8 protein-coding genes are annotated in these 25,148 nt (G+C 42.4%); all 8 read right to left on the bottom strand.

The genetic code is table 11. The features are described from left to right. Positions 1–229: 229 nt before the first annotated feature. The 8 genes from NMG48_RS05165 to NMG48_RS05200 all read right to left on the bottom strand — a co-directional run bounded on the left by NMG48_RS05165 (position 230) and on the right by NMG48_RS05200 (position 24,822). On the bottom strand, positions 230–1,078 hold the full coding sequence (locus NMG48_RS05165) for an energy-coupling factor transporter transmembrane component T family protein (protein ID WP_271254272.1): 849 nt from the start codon (positions 1,076–1,078) through the stop codon (positions 230–232). Positions 1,079–1,163: 85 nt separating this feature from the next. After that, positions 1,164–2,885: an ABC transporter ATP-binding protein gene (locus tag NMG48_RS05170; RefSeq protein WP_345961242.1), complete on the bottom strand. Its 1,722-nt coding sequence runs from the start codon at positions 2,883–2,885 to the stop codon at positions 1,164–1,166. A 258-nt stretch (positions 2,886–3,143) separates the two neighbouring features. Next, a complete protein-coding gene (locus NMG48_RS05175) occupies positions 3,144–6,968 on the bottom strand; it encodes a PAS domain S-box protein (RefSeq protein ID WP_271254274.1) in 3,825 nt (1,274 codons plus the stop codon). A gap of 11 nt (positions 6,969–6,979) precedes the next feature. Next, entirely contained in the window at positions 6,980–11,965 is a 4,986-nt protein-coding gene (locus tag NMG48_RS05180) for a PAS domain S-box protein (protein WP_271254275.1), read from the bottom strand. A gap of 165 nt (positions 11,966–12,130) precedes the next feature. Next, the gene (locus tag NMG48_RS05185; RefSeq protein ID WP_271254276.1) at positions 12,131–15,124 is read right to left on the bottom strand and encodes an ATP-binding protein; all 2,994 of its coding nucleotides are present in this window, start codon (positions 15,122–15,124) and stop codon (positions 12,131–12,133) included. Between the two features lie 136 nt (positions 15,125–15,260). Next, positions 15,261–16,259, bottom strand: a complete 999-nt coding sequence (locus tag NMG48_RS05190; protein ID WP_271254277.1) for an ABC transporter substrate-binding protein — start codon at positions 16,257–16,259, stop codon at positions 15,261–15,263. Between the two features lie 362 nt (positions 16,260–16,621). Further along, on the bottom strand, positions 16,622–19,720 hold the full coding sequence (locus NMG48_RS05195) for a PAS domain-containing hybrid sensor histidine kinase/response regulator (protein ID WP_271254278.1): 3,099 nt from the start codon (positions 19,718–19,720) through the stop codon (positions 16,622–16,624). 26 nt (positions 19,721–19,746) lie between these two features. Continuing rightward, positions 19,747–24,822: a PAS domain S-box protein gene (locus tag NMG48_RS05200; RefSeq protein ID WP_271254279.1), complete on the bottom strand. Its 5,076-nt coding sequence runs from the start codon at positions 24,820–24,822 to the stop codon at positions 19,747–19,749. Positions 24,823–25,148: the final 326 nt, after the last annotated feature.

Here is a 25,148-nt window from a genome sequence, read left to right on the forward strand (position 1 = left end):
TTGTAGGATTAAAGTTTGGTGCATTAAGAGGGATTAGAGTGTTTGCATAAATGCGATGTGGATAACACAATTCAATCTCATGTTTGCATAGTAGCCCTGAAAGCTGAGACGGTAATAATACTTAATACATACCCATACATTATAAGTACGAATCCCAAAAATGTGAAGCATGGATCAAGAAAAGACAAAAGAGAGTGGCGGCGCTTCGCGCCGCCACTCTCTTTTGTCTTTAGGGATAAATTAACCAACTAAACTTACCGATTCCGAAACCAAAATATAAGGCGATCGCGACAATAAACAGCACAACTGAACCAATCATTAATACATAATCAGGAATAGTGAGTGCCGACTCATGGAGATAGGTACGATTGGAACTGCCAGAAAAAGCTTTTGACTGTAAAACAATCTCTAATTTTTGGGATTTGGAAAGGGAATTTAAAATTAAAGGCACGGCAACCTTGGCATAAACCTGTGCTTTCTTGACAACACTCATCTTCTCAAAATTCAGCCCTCGTAAGCGCTGAGACTCAATAATTGATTGCACTTCCTCTAATAGCAATGGTACAAATCGTAAGGTAGATGAAAAGATAAATACCACTTTATAGGGAATCTTAGCCCTGACCATGCCTACAGTCATCTGATTCACATCAGTTGTAAAAATTGCTAAGGGAATTACTAAAATCATCGTTAGGGTCTTAAAGACTATATTCAATCCATACAATGTTCCTTCCCAACTCATTTTTGCACCACCAATCAGCCACCATGTCTGCGGAAAGCTAAATATAGTCGTCAACTCTGATTTGTGAGCGAGAAGTTTTACTTGCTCCACATTAAAGAATCCCATACTCACTATCAAAAAAAGATAAAAAGGAATCATCACCTTTAAAATTGTTCCTAAGTAGTTCAGTCGCACTCCTGCGAGAACACAAGCTAAAATTACACTCAGCATCAAGATACCGCCAGCAATCGGACTTTCCCAAACAAAGGCAAGTATCGTAATGGACAGTATAGTTACTAACTTAGACCGAAAATCTAAGCGCGTGAACAGAGAATCGTATTTAACGGTTTGGATTTTCATATAGTTTATGGAAGAATAACTATGATCTAGTGGATAGGACGGGAGGTGCTTTGCACCTCCCGTCCTATCCACTAGATCACTGTGACTAATTTACGGCAAAACAATTGGCAAATTCTTGGGGAGTAACAAGTGGATAGTCCCGATCGCAGATTTTACTGAGGTGCTGTGATAGCACTACAGACTGTGGTGGGGTGAGATAGGTGGACTCTAGTAAATCAGTCTGATGATAGGCTTGGCGCAAGGGGGCATCTAGTAAAACTGTGCCTTTGCCCATGACGATCGCGCGATCGGCGTAATCGGGCATTAAATATAAATGGTGCGTAATCACAATTACAGTCTTGCCCATTTGATGCAGTTGCCGACTCACTTCTAGAATAGAATCTGCACCTTGATAGTCCTGTCCTGTGGTTGGTTCATCAAAAATGATAATATCGGGATTCATTGCCAATAGAGCAGCAATCACGATCCTACCGCGTTCGCCTTTCGGTAAAGATAAGGGATGAGCGTTACGATGTTCCCATAGCTGCATGGCTTTGAGACTGCGGGTTGTTTCTTGTTTGACTGCTTCAGGTTTATAGCCGAGGAATGGCAATGCGAAGGAGACTTCTTTCTCAACACTAGTATTGAAGATTTGATTGTCGGGGTTTTGGGCGAGATACCCGATAGATTGAGCAAGTTCGCTGACGGATAGTTGACTCGTATCGCGATCGCGTACTAATACTTTGCCACTAGTGGGTTTGAGGAGATTCAGGAAATGCTTAACCAAAGTACTTTTCCCTGCTCCATTCTGTCCAACGACGAGGACATATTCGCCTTCATAGATATCAATGGAGATATCTTTTAATGCTTCAGTACCATCATCATAGATATGTTGGAGATTTTGGACTGATAGAACAGGGGATTTGTTGAGGTTGATAGAATTTAGTGTTGAGAAATCTGGGGGAGCAATGATTTGACTTTGCGATCGCAAAATCTCTAAAGCTTGCATTCCAGATTCTAAGGTAACGGGAATCCGATCAAGATGAATGCCTTTTTGCTGAATTTTATGAAATGCTTGGGCAACTTCGGGAGGACGTAATTTATTTTTTTGCAATAAATCTACCTGTCCGTAAATTTCCGCAGGCGTGCCAAGGGCTTGCAATTTGCCCTCTGATAGCAAGGCAATGCGATCGCAAAACTCTGCCATTTCTTCGGCAGCATGGGACACCATCACAATTGCGACCCCCAGTTTCTCTTTGAGTTCTCTAACGGTGGCAAATACTTCTTGGGAACCAATGGGATCAAGTTGTGAGGTTGGCTCATCGAGGATCAGTAAATCAGGCTGAAGGGCAAGGGCGGCGGAGATCGCTAATCTTTGTTTTTGACCACCTGATAATTCTTGAGGATTCTTCTGCTCGAAACCTTCAAGGCGCACAGATTTTAAAACGATGGGAATGCGGCGTAGAATTTCTTCGCGAGGAACACAGAGATTTTCTAAGGCAAAGGCAATTTCATTTTCGACAGATGTTGCGGTGATCTGGACTTCAGGATCTTCAAAGACGATACCCACGTGTCGCGCTAGCTCACTTACGGGATGTTCGAGGCTATCTAAACCTGCGATCGCAATTTTGCCAAAAAACCTACCGCCATAAAACTGGGGGACGATACCTGTGAGGGCTAGGCATAGTGTGGTTTTACCTGCCCCCGTCGCGCCAATAACACCTAAAAATTCTCCTTTATTAATCGTTAAGGAAATATCCTTTAATACTGTCTCCTTGGAGTTGGGATAGATATAAGAAACTTTGTCTAAGACGGCGATCGCTTCCATAGATGTGTAAGTACCAGCATGATGATTATCGCAGTTTTCCAAGTCTCTATCTTAACGTGAGTTCGATAACATCATTTGCGCGGCGCTTCGCGCCGCGCAAATGGCGGAAAATGGTAAAAAGGAGGGAGAATTCAAGTTTCCCCCCTTTGAAAGGGGGGATTAAGGGGGGTAAAAGCAGAAATTTATGCTAGATAGGAGACTTCTCAAACACATTCTTAAATAATTTCTTAGGATAGGCAAGGCTTTATGTCGGCTATCCTAATTCTTTAAAAGCAGTTGCATAGTACTGGCTAATTGCTTCAGTTTAACTGGTTTCGCAATGTATTCATTGGCTCCTACAGCTAGACACCTTTCGCGATCGCCTATCATTGCTAAAGCAGTCAGGGCAATAATCGGAACATCTACTAAATGAGGATCAAGCCGAATTTGTTTAATTGCTTCCAGTCCATCAATAACTGGCATTTGGATATCCATTAAAATTAAGTCGGGATGATTGGCTTTAGTGATCGCAATCGCCTCTTGACCATTTTGCGCGAGAAGCAACCGATATCCCTTTGCCTCTAGGTAACAAGCGATCGTACTAGTATTTGCTTCATTGTCATCGGCTAGTAAAATCAGAGGTGATGTGGTTGATTCTGAATGAATTGCGGAAGAAATCACATCTGCATTAGTTGTCAATTCGGAAGAAGATGGCAGAGAATGTATTGAGGAATTCTTGGACGGTAGATCGATCATAAAGTGACTCCCGACTCCCACTTCACTAGTGAGTCCGACCTTACCACCATGTAGCTCGACGATACGTTTTACTAAGGCAAGTCCCAAACCTGTACCCACATATTGCCTATTCAAAGCACTATCGATTTGGATAAATGGTTGAAATAGTTTCTGTATATTCTTTGCGGAGATACCGATACCCGTATCAATCACCGCAATTCTCAGATAACTAACATCCTCAGCATTGTTTTTCTCTGAATTAGCTATGCCTGAATTGGCTATGTAGGAGGAAACTTCGAGGGTGATCGTCCCTCCCTCAGGGGTAAATTTCACGGCATTGTTTAGCAGATTAATTAATACTTGACGGATACGGCGTTCATCGAGCATTAATTCGGGCAAATATGGGGGGATCTTGTCGATGACTTGGATCTTTTTGGCTGAGGCTTGTTGTTTAATGAAAGCGATGCTCGATTGACATAAATTGGTGATGGACACATTGGTTAACTCTAGAGTCACTTGCCCAGACTCAATTTTGGCAACATCGAGAATGTCATTAATCAGTTCCAATAGATGCAGACCACTACTATAAACGGTTTGCAGAGCTTTAATCTGGCGATCGCCCACTGTACCAAAGACCCCTTCCTTGAGTCCTTCAGTCATTCCTAAAATGGCATTAAGAGGGGTACGGAGTTCATGGCTCATATTGGCAAGAAACTCATCTTTCATTCTGGTTGCTCGAATGAGTTCCTCATTAGAAATGGCAAGTTGTTGATTGCTCTCCGTTAGTTGTGCCTCGGCTTGTTGGCGGACAGAGAGTTCCTGTTGAAGCTGCTCAAATAAACTCGCCTGCTGAACCGCGATCGCTAGTTGAATAGCTACCTGCTTAAGTAGATCAATTTCCCAATCTTGCCAATGACGGGGGCGATCGCATTGGTGAGCAATCAGCAAGCCCCACAATTTTTGTTGCTGAATAATAGGGACTACGAGTTTGGCTCTAACATGAATTTCAGCAAGAAACTCGACTAAACAGGGTAAAACAAACTGTTGAGGATCTTCGCGATCTCTAAGTGTATATATTCTTCCCTGCACATAGCGCTCATAGTTTTGTTCTGGGAATACTTCTTCAGGAAAGACAATATCTAAAATTTTGGGCCAGTTTGGTGATACTGATTCAGCTATAGCGGCTCCTGTTCCTCCCTCAAAGACCCGATAAACTAACACCCGATCCAACTCTAATACTTGATGGATTTCCTCAACAGCTGCATTCAGAATCTCATCTAGATCCAGAGATAAACGCATTCTTTTGGTGATAGAACTGAGCAAATGTTCTTGGGTTGCCTGTTGTTTTAACTTCAGTTCTGCCTGTTTGCGATCGGTAATATCTTGGAGCAGTGCCAGCAGATAGGATTTACCATCATCACTAGATAAAAACGATCGCGACATCGCAATAGTCAGCTTTCGCCCATCTTTATGCTGAATCTCCCATTCCTCATGGATAGGATGCTCGACGGGTGATGCCATGTCTAGATAATTGCTTTCCTGCGCTTGTCTCTGGGATACAGGTCTCAAACTTTGCTCCCATCCCAATTGATTAATTTCGGCTAAGGAATAACCTGTGATCAACTGCATTTGTCGGTTCCAGACCGTAAAATGGAGAAAAGGGAATTCCTCAATTTCGTAACAAACACATAGCCCTTCTGCCATATTTTCCATAATTTGTTGACGGAAAATATTTTCCTGTTGCAAATTGGCTTGAGCTAGTTTACGAGCAGTGATATCGTAGCGAATCGCCAGATATTTAAATGGTCGTCCTTGAGGATCAACAAAGGGAACAATCGTACTCTCTACCCAATAGAGACTACCATTCTTGTGTCGATTGCATATTTCACCTCGCCAAATCGCCCCCCTAGAAAGCGTGAGCCACATATCTTGAAAAAAGCTATGGGGATGATAGCCAGATTTGACAACACGATGGGTTTGACCGACTAGTTCCTCACGGGAATAGCCAGAAATACGACAGAAGTATTCATTCACATCAATAATTACCCCTTTGGCATCGGTGGTAGCAATGATTGCAGTCTGATCTAAAGCAAGTTTAAAGGCAGATAATTCTTGCAATAGCTGTCGCCTCTGGATCTCAGCTTGTTTGCGATCGCTAATATCCATCGCAATGCCAAATACGCGAATTACGTGATCTGATTCATCCTTAATAACTTCAAGCTTCACGAAAATATAACCAGAGGAGCCATCATCACGAATAATCTGGAGATCGGTTTCATCATTTGTCCCCTCGGTAATGGCTCGATCTATAAGTTGGACAAAGCGATCGCGATCACCCTTTACCAAATAATTGAGCATTTGCCCATAGGTTAGCTCTGGCAGATCGGAATCTAAGCCAAAAATCCTAAATACTTCCGCAGACCAACTAAATTTTCTAGTCTGAACATCTAACTCCCAACTACCAAGATGGGCAATCTGTTGTGCTTCCCTTAAGCTAGCCTCACTCTGTCTTAACTGAATAGTACGACTCCTGACACGATCTTCGAGAGTCTCATTGAGTTTTAGCAGCATTTCCACATTCTGCTTGCGCCCTGTAATATCCATATGCGTACCAATCATTCGCACTGGATTGCCAGAGTTATCCCATTCCATTACCTTGCCCTTGCATAGCACCCAAACCCAAGCCCCTAACTTGTGGCGCATTCGCAGTTCACATTCATAGGTCTCGGTCTCCCGCCGAAAGTGCTTCTCTAGCCCTAGATTTGCCCTTGGTAAATCTTCGGGATGGAGGTTATTTAACCAAGTTGCAATAGAGATTGGTTGCAATTCGTCAGGGGTATAGCCTAAAATCTCTGCCCAGCGATCGTCCAAGGTTACGGCTCCCGTTTGTACCCACCAATCCCATAGTCCAATACCTGAGTTCTCAAGGGCAAGTTGGAGACGTTCTTGGGTTTGCTCCAATTCAAGTCTTGACCGCAGGCGTTCTCTACGAATCTCTGACTCCCTTATTTCACGGCGTATCGCCTCTGCTAAGCGGGCTAAGTGTCCCTTCATTAAGTAGTCATTAGCGCCTTGACGCATCATTTCCACTGCCGCAATTTCGCCAATGGTTCCTGATACCACGATAAATGGGAGATCGAGTTGGCATTGTTTGACAATTTCTAGCGCTGTGGGCGCATCCAATGTGGGCAAGTGATAATCAGAAATAATCACATCCCAAGCTTGATGCTGTAAGGCATGACGTAGTGCTTCAGAGGTTTCTACCCGTTCCCAAACCAACTGAAATCCACTATGACGAAGCTCTCGGAGCAATAAGAGAGCGTCATCTTCGGAGTCTTCAATGATCAGGATTTTCAGTGGTTCAGCCATACAAAAAATGGTTATATCTTGACGGGGATATTTGGCACTGTAAAGTAAATTGTCGCACCTTTTTCGACTTCGCCTTCAGCCCACACTCTACCACCATGACGATGAACTACCCTTTGCACTGTGGCTAAACCAATACCAGTACCAGGAAATTCGTTGGTATTATGTAGCCGTTGGAAAACGCCAAAGAGCATTTTAGTGTAATTCATATCAAAGCCTGCACCATCATCGCGGACAAAATAAACAAGCTCTCCTTCTTGGTGGATTACTCCAAATTCAATGCGAGCCGTGGCATGATGACTGGTAAATTTCCAAGCATTTTGGATTAAGTTGCTGATGATCACTCTCATCAGGGTGACATCGGCAGTAACACATAGATCTGGGGCAATCACCACTTCAACTTGTCTTTGCGGATCTGACTCTTGCAAGTCATGAATTTGTTCTTGGACTAAGGTGCTAAGGTTAACATTGCTATACTGCATTTCCGATCGCGATACGCGCGAGAGTCTGAGCAGATCGTCAATGAGCATTCCCATACGTTGGATATTGCGACGAATGCGCTCGAAGTAGTCTCGACCATCTTCGTCAAATTTATCAGCATAGTCCTCCATTAAGGCATTGCTAAAGCCATCGATCGCCCTTAATGGCGCACGTAAATCGTGAGATACCGAGTAGGCAAAGGCTTCTAGCTCGCGGTTAGATGCTTCTAACTGCGCGGTAGTTTGCTGGATCGTGATTTCTGCTCGTTTGCGATCGCTAATGTCAAGGTTAATGCCTACCATCCTTAGTGGTTCTCCTTGTTCATTGCGCTGTACTAAAGAATATGCCTTAATGAAGCGACTAGTTCCATCGGGAAGCAGCACTCGGAATTCAGGATCATATTCTTTTTCGCCGCGCAGAGCCTGTTGAATCGCATTTTCAGTATTTAAGCGATCCTCTGGATGTAGGGTACTTGCCCAAGCATCATAGGCATTGGCAAACTGTTCTGGCTTAAGTCCATATAGCTCATACATGCGATCATCCCAACGGAGGATGTTGTGCGGAATATCCCAGTCCCAGATGCCAAGTGCCCCAGATTTAACGGCTAGGGTCAAGCGATCAGAGAGATTGCGGAGAGCTGCGTCGGCTTGTTTGCGATCGCTAATATCCTGTGCTGTCCCAATTGTCTGCTTGGGATGCCCCTGCTCATCTCGGCTAAATATAGAGTCACGGCTATAGAGCCAGCGATATTCGCCATCAACATGACGCATCCGATATTCAATCTCAAGGATATCTCCATCCTGAGCAGCTTCAATTTGTTGATAATAGTTAGGCATTTTGGCGAGATCATCGGGGTGCATCAAATTACTAAACAAATCTGCGCCCATCGCCTGAATCTCTGCGGAAGTATAGCCCAGCACAGAGGCAACTTCACGATTACAGTAAACATTACGATGCTCTTGAATATCGTAGAGATAGAGAATATTAGGAGAGGCATCGGCAATTTTTTGAATAAATCGCTGCTTTTCTAAAATCTCCTCTTCGGCATATTTGCGATTAGTAATATCACGGGCAGCAGCATAGACAGAATTACCATAGGGGCGGGAATACCACTCAATATAGCGATAGGTTCCATCCTTGCAGCGATAGCGATTGACAAAGGCGATGACTGCATCCTGTGCACTTAGAGCTTCCATACTTTCTAAAGTCGCCGCCACATCATCGGGATGCACAAAGTCTAAATATTTTTGTCCTTCGAGTTCAGCAATGGTATATCCCAAGGTCGTTTCCCAAGCTCGGTTGAGGCGACAGAAATATCCTTCCATATCAGCAATACATAATAAGTCTAGAGCCACACTAAAGAAACGCTCTAATTCGGCTTTGGACTCCTGTAGTTGGTCTTCTACCTGTTTGCGATCGCTAATATCAATACAAGAGCCGATATATCCTAAAAATTCACCATCAGCATCAAATCGAGGAATACCCGTAGACAGCAACCAGCGATATTCGCCATCAAATCTTCTATAACGATATTCTACGGAGAAACTTTGATGGGTATCAAAGATATTCTCATAGCTATCTATGTAAAATTGACGATCTTCAGGATGAATCAACTCTTCCCAGCCATATTCTACTTCTTCCTCCATAGTTCTTCCTGTAAACTCTAGCCAAGGTCTATTGAAGTGGAAGTAAAGTTTATCTAAACCTGACATCCAAATCATTACAGGCGCATAGTCGGCAAGATAACGGAATCTGGATTCACTTTCTTGAATTGCGACTTCAGCTTGTTTGAGGTTGGTAATATCTCTAAAACTAACGATTATGCCCGCAATATTCTTGTTGAGATCTAAATAGGGAGTATAAGTCACACTCAAAAACTGGGGAACTGCATTAGGTTGGTCAAACCATTTTTCATATTGCACAGTCTGTCCCCCTAGGCATTGATCGAGTCGTTGTTTGATATAATCGTCAAACAAATCCGCTCCCAAAATATCTCTTACAGATGATCCAATGACTTGATCAAAGGATTTATTACACCAATTCAGATAGGCTTGATTAACTATTTGATAGGTATAGTTAGGATCTAGTAGCGCAATCCCATCTTTTGTGGAAGATACAATATTCTCATACCGTTGCAGACTGATTTCCGCCCGTTTGCGCTCACTAATATCTTTGGCAATACCTAAGAAACCCGTAATTCTCTGTTTGAAATCCCTTAAAGCAGTAACAGACAGTAACACAGGCAATCGCGATCCATCCTTGCGAATATAAGTCCATTCTTCTTCACTGACTAGTCCGAGACGTGCTTTGGCAACAAAAACCTCAAAACCCACAGGGATATGACGATTTAATTCCACCGAGAGTGATGCAGCCCGATTAACTACCTCTTGAGGATCATGCAAAATAGCAGGTGTCACTTTACCAATTACTTCGTAGGCGCTATAACCCAACATCCTCTCTGCCGCCGCATTAAAGGTCTGGATAGTACCATCGGGATCAGTAGAAATAAATGAGTAATCAGCACTATCAAGGATCGCCTTTTGCATACTGTTGACCCGCCAAAGTTCTTGAGTGCGCTCGATCACCTTGGCTTCTAGATCTTGATTCAGTTGGTGTAAAGCTTCTTCAGCTTGTTTGCGATCGCTAATATCCCTAGCAATTGTCGAAAACTGCTCAACATTGTTGTCAGATCCTCGATGACAGACGATCATCTGCAAAACAGGAAAAGTACTACCATCACGGCGGCGGAGTAAGGTCTCCCCTGACCAAAAGCCCTTTTGAACGCATTGGGGCAGAGCTTCCTGCAAAATTATCGCGGCAATCTCTGGTGGATGGTAGTCAGGAATCTGTGTATGGGCGAGATCCTCGTCAGGGGGAATACCTAAGAGCGATCGCCCTGATTGATTGAGGTAGAGGACATAGCCATTAACATCCACAGAAGCAATAATATCGCGAGCCGCTTCAAGGATCACTAACCGACGTTGAGCCTGTTCCTCTGCTTGTTTACGATCATGAATATCCGTATGGGTTCCGAGCATTCTTAAGGGATTACCTGCTTCATCCCATTCCACAATTTTCCCCAAAGAGAGAATCCATTTCCATTCACCACTATGGGTAAGTTGCCGAAATTCCACTTTGTATTCAGGCAAATTACCAGCTATATATTCCTGATATACCTTGGCTACTGCTTCGCGATCATCAGGATGGAGTCGCTCAATCCATTTAGCGTTACTTTCCTCAAAGGTGGCATGGTCATAGCCCAGCATAGTTGCATATTCAGGACTGACTAATGCATATCCTGTTTGCAGATTTAGGTCATATAAGCCTTGGTTAGCAGCGTTTAGCGCTAGTCGTAGCCGCTCTTCGCTCTCATAGATTTTATTCTCATCTTGAGAACGCGCTTGGGCATTGATAATAGTCTGTCCTAACACTTGCAATAGTCGCACGGTCTTGTCGTCCAATGCTAGAGACTGACTAAAGGAGGAAAATCCAATTGATCCTGTAGTAACGGATTTTTGTACTAAGGGAATCATCAAAATCGAAGTTAAGTTTAACTGTTGCCAATTAGCTTGATCGATCGCTGCTTCAGTAGGTAAATCGTTAACATCACGGATATAAACAATATCGCGCTGCATCAAAATTTGGCTACTCCAAGGAAACAAAGTCCAGCAAGGAATATTCTGAGCTAGCGCTATTTGACTAGGGATGCCCTTGTTAGACCATTCATAGGTCATGCTCGTAGTCAAATTGACATCGTCATATTGAAAGATATAACTAGTATCAACCTGTGTAATTTCCCCAATCAGTTGCAGACTATGGTTGATCTCTGCATCAAGCTCATTAGGATGAACATCGACAAACCGACTCGTAATCTCAGCAATCAATTGATTAAAGTCAATTTGGACTTTCAACGCTGCTTCAGTACGTTGTCGCTCGAACAGCGCAGTACGAGCTTGTCGGTAAAAGGAGGCAGCGATTTTTGCAGAAACTTGGGCGTTGATCTGTTCATTCTCAACTTTGGTATGGAGTTCGCTAGTCTGTTTGACTGATGACGGATAAACAGGTTGCATTAATTTCCATAGGCTCTCATGGGTGACTATTCCTAACAGCCGATCGCCTTGATCTAAGATTGGGATATGGCGAATATGGTATTGCTGAAATAAATTCACTGCCGCGAACAAATCTGTAAAATCGGCTTCTCTCAAGGTGACTACTGGCGCTACCATCACCTCACGCACGGTCAAATTATCTAGCGATCGCTGTTGAGCGCTCAGTAGAACCACATCCCGCTCAGTGATGATGCCAACTACGCACTCTGCCTCCATGACTAAGACACAACTAGATTTCGCCTCAAGATACAGGGAATCCTGCTGTTCTTCAGCATTTGAGGCACAGAGCATTGTATTGCTCATTTCGGCGATCGCCTCCATCATGAGCGTATCGGCTGTTACGACTAGAGGATTACGGATAATCGCCGCCTGTAAATCAGTTATAGATAGAGAGCTTTCGAGGTTAGACATACGAGGTAGGTACTACATGATGGAACTAAGGAACTCGATTTGGGAAACAATCTAAGATATATAGCAATCCTAAATCATTTGTAGATTTTTGGGTTTGTGGAAGCGCCCCCCTTCGGGATGCGCTTCCACAAACCATTTGGGATTGCTATATGATGGGGCAAGATTCTAATTGTTTGGCTCAATTCTAGAATTTAAAAGCTTTTGAATAGTTTGCGCGAGTTGTTTCAGTTTAACGGGCTTAGTCAGATATTCATTAGCGCCTGCCTCTAGACATTTTTCGCGATCGCCTGTCATCGCAAGAGCTGTCAAAGCAATGATCGGAATATTAGTCAATTCGGGATCGAGACGAATTTGCTTAGCGGCTTCGAGTCCGTCTATTACTGGCATTTGAATATCCATCAAAATTACATCAGGTTTCTTAGCTTTAGCAAGATCAACCAACTCTTTACCGTTTTTAGCAAGGATAATCCGATAACCTTTGACTTCGAGGTAGCTAGAGAATGTACCAATATTAGCTTCATTATCTTCTGCAAGCAAAACTACTGGTGATACGGCTGACTCTGATTGATTTGGATTTACTATTGATTCTGTGGGTTCGAGTTTTAGAGACCCTAGCTCATGCTCAGACTTGTTGAAGGGAATTTCAACGCTAAAGCAACTACCTACACCAACTTCACTAGTTAGCCCAACCTTGCCACCATGCAGCTCGACAATCCGTTTTACTAGGGCAAGTCCTAACCCTGTCCCTACATATTGCCGATTCAAGGCACTATCGATTTGGATAAAGGGTTGAAATAGTTTTTGAATATTCTCCGCAGAGATCCCGATCCCTGTATCAATCACGGCAAATCGAAGGTAACTAATTTCGGCAGTAGTTGCGACATGAGATACATCTAGGGTAATCGTGCCACCCTCAGGAGTGAATTTAACGGCATTATTGAGTAGATTGATTAATACTTGACGGATTCGGCGCTCATCTAGCATCAGTTCTGGCAAATAGTTGGGGATCTGATTAATCACTTGAATTCGCTTGGTTAGAGCCTGTTGTTTGATAAATGCCAAACTTGATTTACATAGGTTTTCGATCGATGTTGCGGTTAAATCTAGGGTGACTTGTCCAGACTCAATTTTAGAAACATCAAGAATGTCATTGATCAATGCCAATAAATGGGTAGCGCTGTTCTCAACAGTTTGCAATGCCTTGATTTGACGCTCATTGATCGCTCCAAAAATTTGTTCCTGTAGGGCTTCATTCATGCCTAAAATCGAATTAAGCGGTGTCCGCAGCTCATGACTCATATTGGCAAGAAATTCATCCTTCATTCTTGTGGCGCGGAGGAGTTCATCATTAGAAATCTCCAGTTTTTGATTAGTTTCAGTTAGCTTGTTTTCTGTTTGTTGGCGTTCAGCTAATTCTTGTTGTAAAAGCTCAAATAGACTTGCCTGCTGGACAGCGATCGCTAATTGGTTGGCAATTTGCTTGACCAGATTAATCTCCACTTCTCGCCAAACACGATGATTCGCGCATTGATGAATACATAGTAAACCCCATAATTTATCGGACTTGAGCAGAGGTACAACTAAATTCGCCTGCACTTGAAATTGCGATAGAATCTGAATATGGCAATCGGTAAGCCCAGCGCTATGAATATCGTTGACTACCTGAATTCGTCCTGCATGATAGGCATCAGCATATTGTTCACCGAAGCAATGATCATGGACTTTCATCTCGATCGCTGAGGTGAAATCGGGTAAGACCGACTCGGCAACAAACTCACCATCATTAAATTGGGAATCAGTATAGAACTTAAAAATACCGACGCGATCCGCATTCAAACAATTTCTAATCTCCTTAACCGCAGTCTCAAAAACAGTTTGAAGATCAAGGGTTTGCCTAATTTTTTGTGTAATTTCGCGCAGAATAAATTCACGTTCTGTTTGCTGATGAATGACAATTTCTGCTTGTTTGCGATCAGCAATATCTGTAATTGTGCCGATCGCCCGTAAGACTCTACCACTATCGTCTTGAACTGCTTGCCCCCGTGATAAAAACCAATGGGGCATACCATGCCCATCAAGCAGTCGATGTTCACAAGAAAATTCAGTAGTTTTACCTTCTAAATGACTCTCTAACAATGATTGAAACAAATCGCGATCGCTACTATAAATGTAGTCTAGCCAGAGTTTAAAGCGACAATAACTAGGAAGATCATGATTGCTATAGCCTAACCAATCCTGAATCCCCGCCTCGACCACAAATGTATCGGTTTGGATATCCCAATCCCATACCCACACTTTGGCAGCACGAGTGGCTAATTCATAGCGTTGAGCAACTTCGGCATATTTACGTTCCGCAATCGCCAATTCCATTTGCTTATAGTCTTTCAGCTGATCAAATACTGAGGAAAAGGTGGAGCCTAAAAATCCAATTTCATTAGTGGGTAAATCGGGTAAGCAAAATTTTTCCTGTTGTTCACTATCGGTGATCGATAGCTGCATTTTTTGCAAAGGCAGGAGAACTAATGTACGGATCAACCAGCCCATAAATGCCAATATCAGACCAGTACTAACTGTGATCACCAAAATCGATGACAGGGTATTTTGGAGTAGATCCTGCTCCATTTTTTGGAGATCCATAACAGCGATCGCCACACCGCGATATTGATTATTTTCTGACGAGCTATTACCTACCTGCTTAAACAAAGTACTGCTAAAAGGCAAAAACTGAACGATGACAGGTTTACCATTCAACACTGTCCGAATATTTACTTTCTTTCCAATCTGAGATGCTTGTTTGAGATATGGGACAAGGGTAGGACGAATATTGGCATAGGTATTAACCTTATCACTATCTAAGACATGGCTATGGGCAAGCAAAATCCCATCAGGATCAACGATTGATAGTTCTAGTACCGTGGGCAGGGTCGCATAGTTTTGGACAATCCGATCTAAGAGAAACTTTTCCTTATCCTCAATCAATCCCTCAGAGGCAAATTCTAAACCTTGTGTAATTGCTGTTGCCCTTTGATGTACTTGATCCTCCAAATTAGATCGTAAAGAAGTATAGATAATCGATAGCGCCGTAACGCCTATTACGACAAGGGAGGTTCCAAATCCAATTAACAACTGGTTAGAAAGTTTATGTTTAGGAAATTGCATGAGCTTTTTCATACTTACTCATAATTACAAAGGAGGGATTGCAGAGTAACACCACCCCAACTTGAAGAGAATTGATTGTGGGTTTGTTTACCCATTAGGTGCAGTTGATTTAGCTAATGGGTAAACTTTTACGTTGTTATTGCCAATTTTTGCTTGCTTTCGTAACTGCGATGCCATTAATTTCGACATCTTCTCGAATATTGCGCCCATGACGGGGATCAGCTAGCAGTAATTGCCGAGTTTGTTGGTATGCCTCTTTCAACCGCCCACCCTCAAACATGCGGCGATTCATCGCAAGGTCGCCTTTTTTAAGTCCTTTGTAATCTATGGCAAAGGCTTCGGTGGTCATTCCAAGTTGTTTAGCAACAGAGGCAAAAACCTCTTGGGGTTTGGTTTCGACAGCTTTCATCACTTCAAACCAAGTCTCGATAAAGCTAACTAGCTCATCTTGTTTGGTAGTGACAATGCTAGAACGAGTAGCGACTCCATCAATGACCACACTATCTACATCCGCCGTCGTATGAATCACCTTACCGCCGACCGCCTTAGCCGTATCTGTCATTAGAGGTTCCCATAGAGTGGATGCGCTAATATCGCCTTTTTTAAGCATATTTGCGCCACGCTCATTGATGACATCTACAATTTCGATATCCTCTGGCTTCAATTGATTTGCCTTGAGCGCTTCGAGGAGTACCAAGTGCGAAACTGTACTGAGTTTTGCACTGACTTTCTTACCTTTTAAATCCTTAACAGATTTAATTTTAGGAGCGGCGGCAATGCCATCGGAACCAGCAGAGATATCGACAACCATCACAAATACAGGTTTTTCTTCAGCAGAATCCACCTGCATCACTTCTGGTAGGGGAACAAAGCTCACATCCTGTGCCCCCCGCATTGTGGCGCGAATATTGTCTTGTTGATTGATAAAACGGATAAATTCGACATCTAAGCCCCGCTTACGAAACAATCCTGCTTCTTTGGCATACAGGGCAATTTGATAACCTGGCCAGCTATTGAGACCGACCTTAAATGGTTTTAGTGTACTTTCATTATTGAAGCTACAAGCTTTAATGGCGATCGCAGTTAAGCAAGTACATAAAATTAGCGCAAAAACCTTTAAAAATTTAGACTTCATAGGACTGTAATCATAGTGAATGAAATAACAAATATCGATCAAATATCAATTTAAAAATAGCGCTACTATTCATAAATTGGTCTTTTTTTAGCAAGATATAATTAATTTTGAAAACGTGCCCCGTCACATTTTCAAGATTTCCGTCATCGTCAGTGAGAGATGGACAGACCTAAACATTACCTTCTTTGCAATGAAAGATCCATTTTTAGTTTTTCCTAAAATGCAGTAACTCTGCCCCCTAGTTAGAAGAACTTAAATATATCTTTAGCATTAGTTATTTCTATTGTATATCTATAGCCACCCAAACCTCAAAGAGAGCTACGTCATTACGCCAATTTGTGCTGTAACTCTTGTAACTCTATTTATACATCTAACAAGGCTTGAATTTTTTGGGATAAAACTTTTAGGCGTACAGGCTTAGCTAGATATTCATTAGCACCTGCCTCTAGACATTTCTCGCGATCGCCTGTCATCGCTAAAGCCGTCATCGCGATGATCGGAATATTCTCTAAATTTGGATTGCTGCGGATTTGCTTGGTTGCCTCGAGTCCATCTAGTTCAGGCATTTGAATATCCATCAAAATTAAGTCAGGCTGATGGGTTTGCGATAGGGCGATCGCCTCCAATCCATTTTTGGCAATGAGTACCCGATAGCCATCGGCTTCTAAGTAGTTAGATACACTATAAATATTAGCTTCATTGTCCTCCGCCAATAAAACAAGAGGAACTTGATTGATACCCTGTGGGTTAGTGGTAGGAACTAAGGCGGTTTCAGAGATGGATGACTCCCTTACTATTGGAGGGGATCGAAAATAAGTCACACAGGGTAACTCAATAGTGACACAACTACCTATACCCAGTTCGCTAGTGATCTCGACCTTGCCTCCATGAAGTTCGACAATCCGCTTGACTAAAACCAGTCCCAATCCTGTGCCTTCATAGCGACGATTTAGGGCGCTATCAATTTGCACAAAGGGTTGAAATAGCCTGTTAATATTCTCTGACGAAATGCCAATACCTGTATCCATTACAGCAATTTGGATGAATGTTTGGGGGATGCGGTCACTCGAATCTGGAACGAGATCGATAGGTTGCGCTTTGAGGGTAATGGAACCTCCCTCTGGTGTAAATTTGACCGCATTGTTAAGTAAGTTAATTAAAACCTGTCGAACGCGCCGTTCATCAACAAAGAGTTCGGGTAAGTGTAGCGGTAGTTGGATCTCTAACTGGATATTCTTTTTTGCAGCCTGTTGTTTGATAAACAGCAAACTGGATTGGACAAGATTTTTGATTATGACTGGAGCGCAATTCAGTTCGATCTGCCCTGCTTCAATTTTGGCTAAATCCAGAACTTCATTGATTAACTCGAGCAAATGCAGTCCACTCCGCTCAATAGTCTGTAAAGCCTTGATCTGTCGCTCATTCACTGCGCCATAGGTATGCTCCTGTAGCCCTTCCGCCATGCCGAGAATAGCATTGAGGGGAGTACGCAGTTCATGGCTCATATTGGCGAGAAATTCATCCTTAAGGCGAGTGGCGCGAATGAGTTCTTCATTGGTTTGTTGTAATGCGGCTGTGCGCTCCTCTACTTTGGCTTCTAGCTCTTGGTTGAGCTGTTGGAGTTGTTGCTCAGCGCGTTTACGATCAGTGATATCCCGAATAATAATTAGGACTTCCTGTTGATTGAGAGGAGCGATGCGCACTTCTTCATGGAGCAGTTGCCCATCAAAATCAAAGACCTGCTCATAGATCTGTAAACTATTGCTAGCGATCGCTTTTCTTGCATAATCAAGACGCTGTTCCGCCATCTCAGGCGACAAAATACTGTAGACTTCCGATTGCTCAGATGTGCGGCATGGCTCTTTAACCTGCACATTTCTGCCTCCTGACATCTGAAGATAATTCCCTTGCAAGTCCATTTTGATCAATAGATCAGGCATTGTTTCTACAATGACTCGATTCGTTAATTCACTTTGCTGAAGAGCGATTTCTGCCTGTTTGCGATCGCTAATGTCACGCACCATAAATAGGACTTCATCTTCACCACTTTTGACGACTCTAACCTCCTCATATTGCAGGCGATCGCCAATTCTTAATTGTTGTTCGTAGATTTGTAAGTTACCTGTGTCTAGGGCTTGGTGCAAATAGTAAAGCTGGCGATCGGCAAGCTCGGCAGGTAAAACGCTAGCCATCGACAAACCTGTAATGTCGATATCATGCGCAAGCATCGCAAAATCACGGGATGGCGCAAAAAACTCCCGATAAATTCCATCAGCTCCCACACGAAACATCAGATCAGGAATAGCCGATAATACAGCTCGACTTTGGGATTCGCTCTCAGCTAATGCGAGTTCTGCTTTTTGGCGTTCATAGAGAGCAGCTTTCTGGTCACTAATATTGCGCACCAGTGCCACAACCTCATTCTTTCCATAGGGGACAATGCGAACCTCCTCAATCTGAGCCTTGCCATCAATCGATAAATCCTGCTCATAAATCTGGATAGAATTTGTTTCTAGCGCTAGCTGGATAAATTCCATCCGTTTTTGGGCTGCGCTAGCTGGCAGAGTCTCAGAAATAAAAGTTCCTACGATTTTATCTAAATTCCCGATCACAGGGAAATTGGGACTGGCAACAAATTCGAGGTAAACACCATCCCGATTAATCCGCATGATTAAGTCAGGAATGGCATCAATTAAAGCGCGATAATGGGCTTCACTTTTTTGTAAGGCTGCCTCTGATTTCTCTAACTGCAATAATTGATCTTGCAATTTCTGATAATTAATTGCTTGCTCAAGGGCGATCATATGACTGATATATCTGGTAAATAATGCTGCGATCATGACGGACAAGAGCAAACTCACGATTACTATCTGAATACGCAGTACTTTCGCTTGGTTTAGCGCAATGTCAACATCTATTTCCTGCTGCTCTAATACTTCTATATAGGGAACTAGACGCTCAGAGAAATTAAGAAATTGGGCAAAATCTTCAGCCTCAAATATTTGTTCTAAACGCGATTCCGCTACTCCTAAAGTTTTGGGTGATTTAGCAAGCGATTCTAGTTGTCCAATGCGCTTTGTTGTATCTTGTTGAAACTTTCTAACTAATCCCTCATACTCATTTAGGAGAGAATTTAGTCCTACTATTCTTGAACTTTTTCCTGAAGAGTGATGGCTTTCCAAAAGCGTAAGCACTTTTTGAACATTCCCCAATAATTTGCTACTTTCTTGATGGAATTCCTCTAGACTATTGATTTTTGGTGATGCTTTTTGTGTAGGGCGATTATTTAAAATACTGATTTTGAGTGCATCAATAAACCGCCGTTCTTGCACCGTGGCTTGGTTTTTTTGTAGTGCTTCTTGATGATAATAATTTCCCAGCAAAAAACCACTCGTCGAACCTAAGAAAGTCATACTTAGGGCGATCGCATATCCATAAACTATTTTTTTGCTTATATACATGATGAGCAAAGCCTATTAATCCAAGCTTACGCTAATAGTTGCTGAATTAATGTGTGCAATTGTTTTAATTTTACTGGTTTTGTAATGTAATCATTGGCTCCTGCTTCTAGACATTTTTCGCGATCGCCCGACATAGCTAGAGCTGTCAGCGCAATAATCGGAATATTTGCTAGATTAGGATCTCGACGAATTTGCTTAGTTGCTTCTAGCCCATCCATCACTGGCATTTGAATATCCATTAAAATTAAGTTGGGATGATGTTTTGTGACCATAGCGATCGCTTCTAGCCCATCTCTAGCTAACAGTAAATGATAACCCTTAGCTTCAAGATAATTAGAAATAGTATTGATATTAGCCTCATTATCCTCTACCACTAAAATTACTGGTGCTAATTTTGGTATTATTTCCACAATATCTAAATCAGTTTGAGGATATACTTCGGTTGTAGATTTTAATTGGGCTTTATTATAGGGAATAACAAATTCAAAGCAACTACCCCGATCCACTTCACTAGTTACCTGTATGCTACCTCCATGAAGTTCTACAATTCGTTTAGCTAGGGCAAGTCCTAATCCTGTTCCTGTATATTTACGGTTGAGAGCACTGTCAATTTGGACAAATGGTTGAAACAGTTTAGAAATTTTTTCAGGGGAAATACCAATGCCTGTATCAGTTATAGAAAATTGAAGCCAAGCATCTGACTCAGCATTTACTTGATCTTCCTGTGTATTTACTGCTAAGGTAACCTGCCCACCTTGAGGAGTAAATTTCACAGCATTATTAAGTAAGTTGATTAACACTTGGCGAATTCGTCTTTCATCAACTAAGATTTCAGAGGATAGGGGAGGAATTTCAACTTCTATCTGAATCCGTTTTTGGATAGCTTTCTGCCTAATAAAAGCCAAACTAGACTGACAAAGATCGCTAATGACAACTGGGGTATATTTTAGCTCGATCTGTCCTGCTTCAATTTTAGCGACATCGAGAATATCATTAATTAATTCCAGCAGATGATTACCGCTACTTTCAACAGTCTGTAATGCTTGGATTTGCTGTTTATTCATTGAGCCAAATACTTGTTCTTGTAAACTTTCCGTCATTCCCAAAATTGCATTTAGGGGAGTGCGGAGTTCATGGCTCATAGTGGCTAAAAATTCATCTTTAAGCTGAGTGGCACGGAGTAGTTCGGCATTAGTTTTCTCTAGTTTCTGCTCATATTCTTTTTGCACACGCATATCACGCATAATCGTAGAGAAAAACTCCACCTCACCTTGAGGCGATTTATGAGCAATTAGTAACTGAGATACAGGAATTTCTCGATCCTCAGTATCCAGTAATGCTGTTTCTCCTATCCAGCTACCTTTGGCGATCGCTGTAGGTACGGCTTGCTGCTCTAGCAAATCAACTACCCATTGAGGATGATAATCTATTGGCATTTGTTGCGGTACTTGCTCATCGCTAAGTTCTCGAAGTTTTTTGAGTGCAGTGTTAATCCAAATGGTTCTCCCTGTCAAGTCAGCAATGAGAATGTAATCTGTTGCGGCTTCTAGCATGGCACGCAAGCGATTTTGTGACTGTTCTAGTTGTTTGCGGTCTGTAATATCCTGAGCTGTACCAATAGTTTGTTTGACTTTACCCTCAGCATCACGACTAAAGACTGAATCACGGCTATAAAGCCAAAGCCACTCCCCATTGGCATGTTTCATCCGATATTCTGTATCAATAATTTCGCCATCCTTAGCTGCTCTGATTCTTTCGTAGTAATTAGGTAGAGCAACTTGCAAATCGTCAGGATGAAGTAATTCTAGGGTAAAATTTACTCCCATCGCTTGCACTTCTTCGGGAGAGTAGCCTAGGATCGAAACAATTTCGCGATTCGTATAAACATTGCGCTGGTCTTGAATATCATATAGATAAAGAATATTCGGTGAGGCATCGGCAATTTGTTGAATAAAGCGCTGACTTTCCTTGAGAGCTAATTCTGCCTGTTTGCGATCGCGGATATCCACTATCGTTGCCCGATTATATAAGTAGTTACCATGCTCGTCTTTAACGGCAGTTGCACTAATCATGACGGGCAGAATCGACCCATTCTTGCAAATCATGTCATATTCGGCGTTTTTGATCGCTCCCTGTTCTAGAAAAACCTGATAATTCCTAAAGAAATCTTGACAACTATCTTCTGTAAAGAATTTAATCAGAGGCTGCCCAATCATTTCTTCTCGTTGATATCCTAACCACTGTAACTCTGTCTCATTGACACGGATATATCTACCATTGGGATCGAGTGAATGGTAGCCACAGGGAGCATTATTGTAGAGATCTTCTACTTCAGCGGTATATTGCGCTAAGATTTTTTCCGCCTGTTTGCGATCGCTAATATCCATAACGATACAAATAGTTTGGTCTTTTGTATCAGGAAGGAGAGCCGCACCTATCAGCACCGCAACGCGGCTACCATCCTTACGATAATATTCCTTTTCCCAAGGATTGATCACACCATGTTTTTTGAGATGCTCCATTGCTAATAAATCATTAGAAGCATGTTCAACAGGAGTGAGATCGTCCCAATGAATTAGATCTGAGAGTAATTCCTCCCTTGTATAACCGATCATTTCTAAGAAGCGATCATTTGCTTCGATAATATGCCCCTGAAAATCAGCAAATAACATCCCCACTACACTAGATTCAAATACGCGACGGAAGCGGAGTTCACTTTCTCGCAACTTCATCTCTGATTGTTTTCGTTTGGTAATATCGTAATTGACCCCAATCATGCGTAGAGGCTCATTTTGCTCATTACGCTGAATAATCGCATGGGCTTTGAGAAAGCGAAGGCTGCCATCGGGTAAGACAACTCGAAATTCAGAGTTATATTCTTTTTCACCCGCTAAGGCTTGCCGCGAATCCTCTAAGGCGATTGGGATATCTTCAGGATACATACCATTGAGCCATGCGTCTGCACCTGAAAAGTCCTTAGGATCAATCCCATATAGTTCGCACATGCGAGCATCCCAAACGAGATTATTATGGATGACATCCCATTCCCAAATCCCCATTTGGGCTGATTGAATTGCCAACTCCAAGCGAGCAGATAAATTTTGAAGTTGAATTTCTGTTTGCTTGCGATCGCTAATATCTTGAATCTGCGCTACTAGGTAGAGTAGGCGTGCATGGGCATCCCTTACTATTGAGATACTGACAAATCCCCAAACGACCCGTCCTTGCTTAGTGTAATATCGCTTTTCAAAGGAAGCATTCTCAATTTCACCTGCAATTAATTTTCTTGCCAGTTCTACACTTTTGGGTAAGTCGTCAGGATGGGTTACATTCTGAAATGACAATTGCAGCAGTTCAGTTTCGCTGTACCCCAAAAAATTACAAATTGCGGCATTGACTTTGAGAAATTTCCCTTCAGCAGATGCTAAGGACATCCCAATAGCTGTACTGTCAAAGGCACTACGGAACATCTCTTCACTTAATCGAAGGGCTTCCTCAGAATTTTTGCGATCGCTAATATCTGTCAAAACACCTTGATAACCAATCACGATCCCTTCAGAATCAAAAATGGATGTAGTATTGACTTTTACCCATATATAGGAACCATTTTGATGAAGATGACGAAACTCAGCTTTATTTGATTTCTGGCCAGTTCTAGCATTTTGGATATACTCATCTAGCGATGGAAGATCCTCTGAATGTACAAGCCCAACCATTGACTTCCCAATCCATTCACTAGGATCCAAACCAAAGATTTCTTTGAATTGTGGCGATAGATAAGTAAATACGCCATCTTGATCCGCAGACCAAATTAAGTCATTTGCCCCCTCCACCAAGCGCCGAAATTTTGCTTCACTCTTAGCTAGCTCGGACTCCATCTGTTTGCGATCGCTAATATCCCTAAAAATTGCTTGCACTACTCGCTCATCTTCTAGATCAATGGTTCTAGCTGTGATATCGACAGGAATTAGACTGCCATCTTTCCGAACTACTAGAGTTTCGAGACTAGTTGCTAGGTCATTTTGGGCAATTTGCGTAAAATGTTCTCTTACAGATTCGATAAATTCAGGTGGATGAATCAGGGACATATGCAGATTTTTGATTTCCTCACGGCTGTAGCCTAAGAGAATCTCTGCCTGTTGATTTGCGGTAATGCCATAACCTTGAATATCCGATAAAAAAATTGCATCACTAGCACCATCCATCAGAGCACGGTAGCGTTGTTCACTTTTTTGGAGAGCAATCTCAGCCTGTTTGCGCGATGTGATATCTGTTAATGTGCCAACATAGCCAACTACAGTATTATCAGTATCAATTTCCTGCACAACTTGCACATAAAACCAGTTAGAACTGCCGTCTGGTCGTAGATGTCTCCCCTCACTATGCACAATTACGCGATCATTGAGATTAGATCGAGCATAGTCTTGACTCCATTGAGCAAGTAAAGCATCACGATCATCAGGATGCAAAGAGTCCATCCATCCATGCCCTAAAGCGGATTCTTTGGGGCGACCAGTCATTTCACTCCAACGATCATTGACATAGGTACAGTGAAACATTTCATCAAATTTAAAAATAGCAATTGGAGCAGCAGCAGCTAAGGTTGAGGACTGGAGATCACTTGCCTGTCTAGATAATGCTATCTTGCTAATCTCCCTACAATCAAAAAAGCTCTGGGCTAGGACATCGGTGAGTCGATTTTTGTCTAACATTCCCACCACGCGATCGCCATCTAGTACAGGTAAATGCTGAATGTGATGCTGCTGAAATAACAGGATTACAGATTGCAAATCATCTAATTTCTCTTCTGAGATGGTAATGACTGGCTGACTCATCACCGTCAGCACTGATATTTGATCTAAGGAAATACCCTGAAGACTGACGTGAATAATATCTCGTTCAGTCACAATCCCCATCAAGTCCTGACGAGTGAGGTCAGCGCATTCTGACTCACTACGCTGCACCACCAATACACAACTTTCCCCCATTTCCCCCATCATGGTGATCGCAGCTTTCACAGACTGCTCGGATGTAATCGTCAAGAAATTACGGGCGATCGCAGACTGTAAATCTTGGGGGGGTAAGTGACTTACATTGCTCATAACAAACACCTTGCTCTGATCTAACAATACGGGCGATCGCTACATCTATCTAATTATTTCATTAATCCCAAAGCTATAGTAGTTTCTAATTATTAAGAACTATAGCAGTCCTAAATCATTTGTAGATTTTTAGGTTTGAGGAAGCGCACCCCAAAGCCCAAAGGGGTGCGCTTCCTCAAACTATTTAGGATTGCTGTACAAGATTTTTGTTAAAAACACGGCTTAGCAATACCCCCAACAAAAATTTTGTTTCTGATATTTATATTAAAATGCCCTAAAGCAATAGACAAAAGCGGAGCTTATCAAGTCAATCAATTCCTCTAAGA

The organism is Pseudanabaena sp. Chao 1811 (genome assembly GCF_027942295.1).
In the GTDB taxonomy this organism is placed as follows: domain Bacteria; phylum Cyanobacteriota; class Cyanobacteriia; order Pseudanabaenales; family Pseudanabaenaceae; genus Pseudanabaena.

Coding starts and splice junctions, on each gene's coding strand:
- NMG48_RS05165 (WP_271254272.1), bottom strand. CDS start 1,078: ATGAAAATCCAAACCGTTAAATACGATTCTCTGTTCACGCGCTTAGAT.
- NMG48_RS05170 (WP_345961242.1), bottom strand. CDS start 2,885: ATGGAAGCGATCGCCGTCTTAGACAAAGTTTCTTATATCTATCCCAAC.
- NMG48_RS05175 (WP_271254274.1), bottom strand. CDS start 6,968: ATGGCTGAACCACTGAAAATCCTGATCATTGAAGACTCCGAAGATGAC.
- NMG48_RS05180 (WP_271254275.1), bottom strand. CDS start 11,965: ATGTCTAACCTCGAAAGCTCTCTATCTATAACTGATTTACAGGCGGCG.
- NMG48_RS05185 (WP_271254276.1), bottom strand. CDS start 15,124: ATGCAATTTCCTAAACATAAACTTTCTAACCAGTTGTTAATTGGATTT.
- NMG48_RS05190 (WP_271254277.1), bottom strand. CDS start 16,259: ATGAAGTCTAAATTTTTAAAGGTTTTTGCGCTAATTTTATGTACTTGC.
- NMG48_RS05195 (WP_271254278.1), bottom strand. CDS start 19,720: ATGTATATAAGCAAAAAAATAGTTTATGGATATGCGATCGCCCTAAGT.
- NMG48_RS05200 (WP_271254279.1), bottom strand. CDS start 24,822: ATGAGCAATGTAAGTCACTTACCCCCCCAAGATTTACAGTCTGCGATC.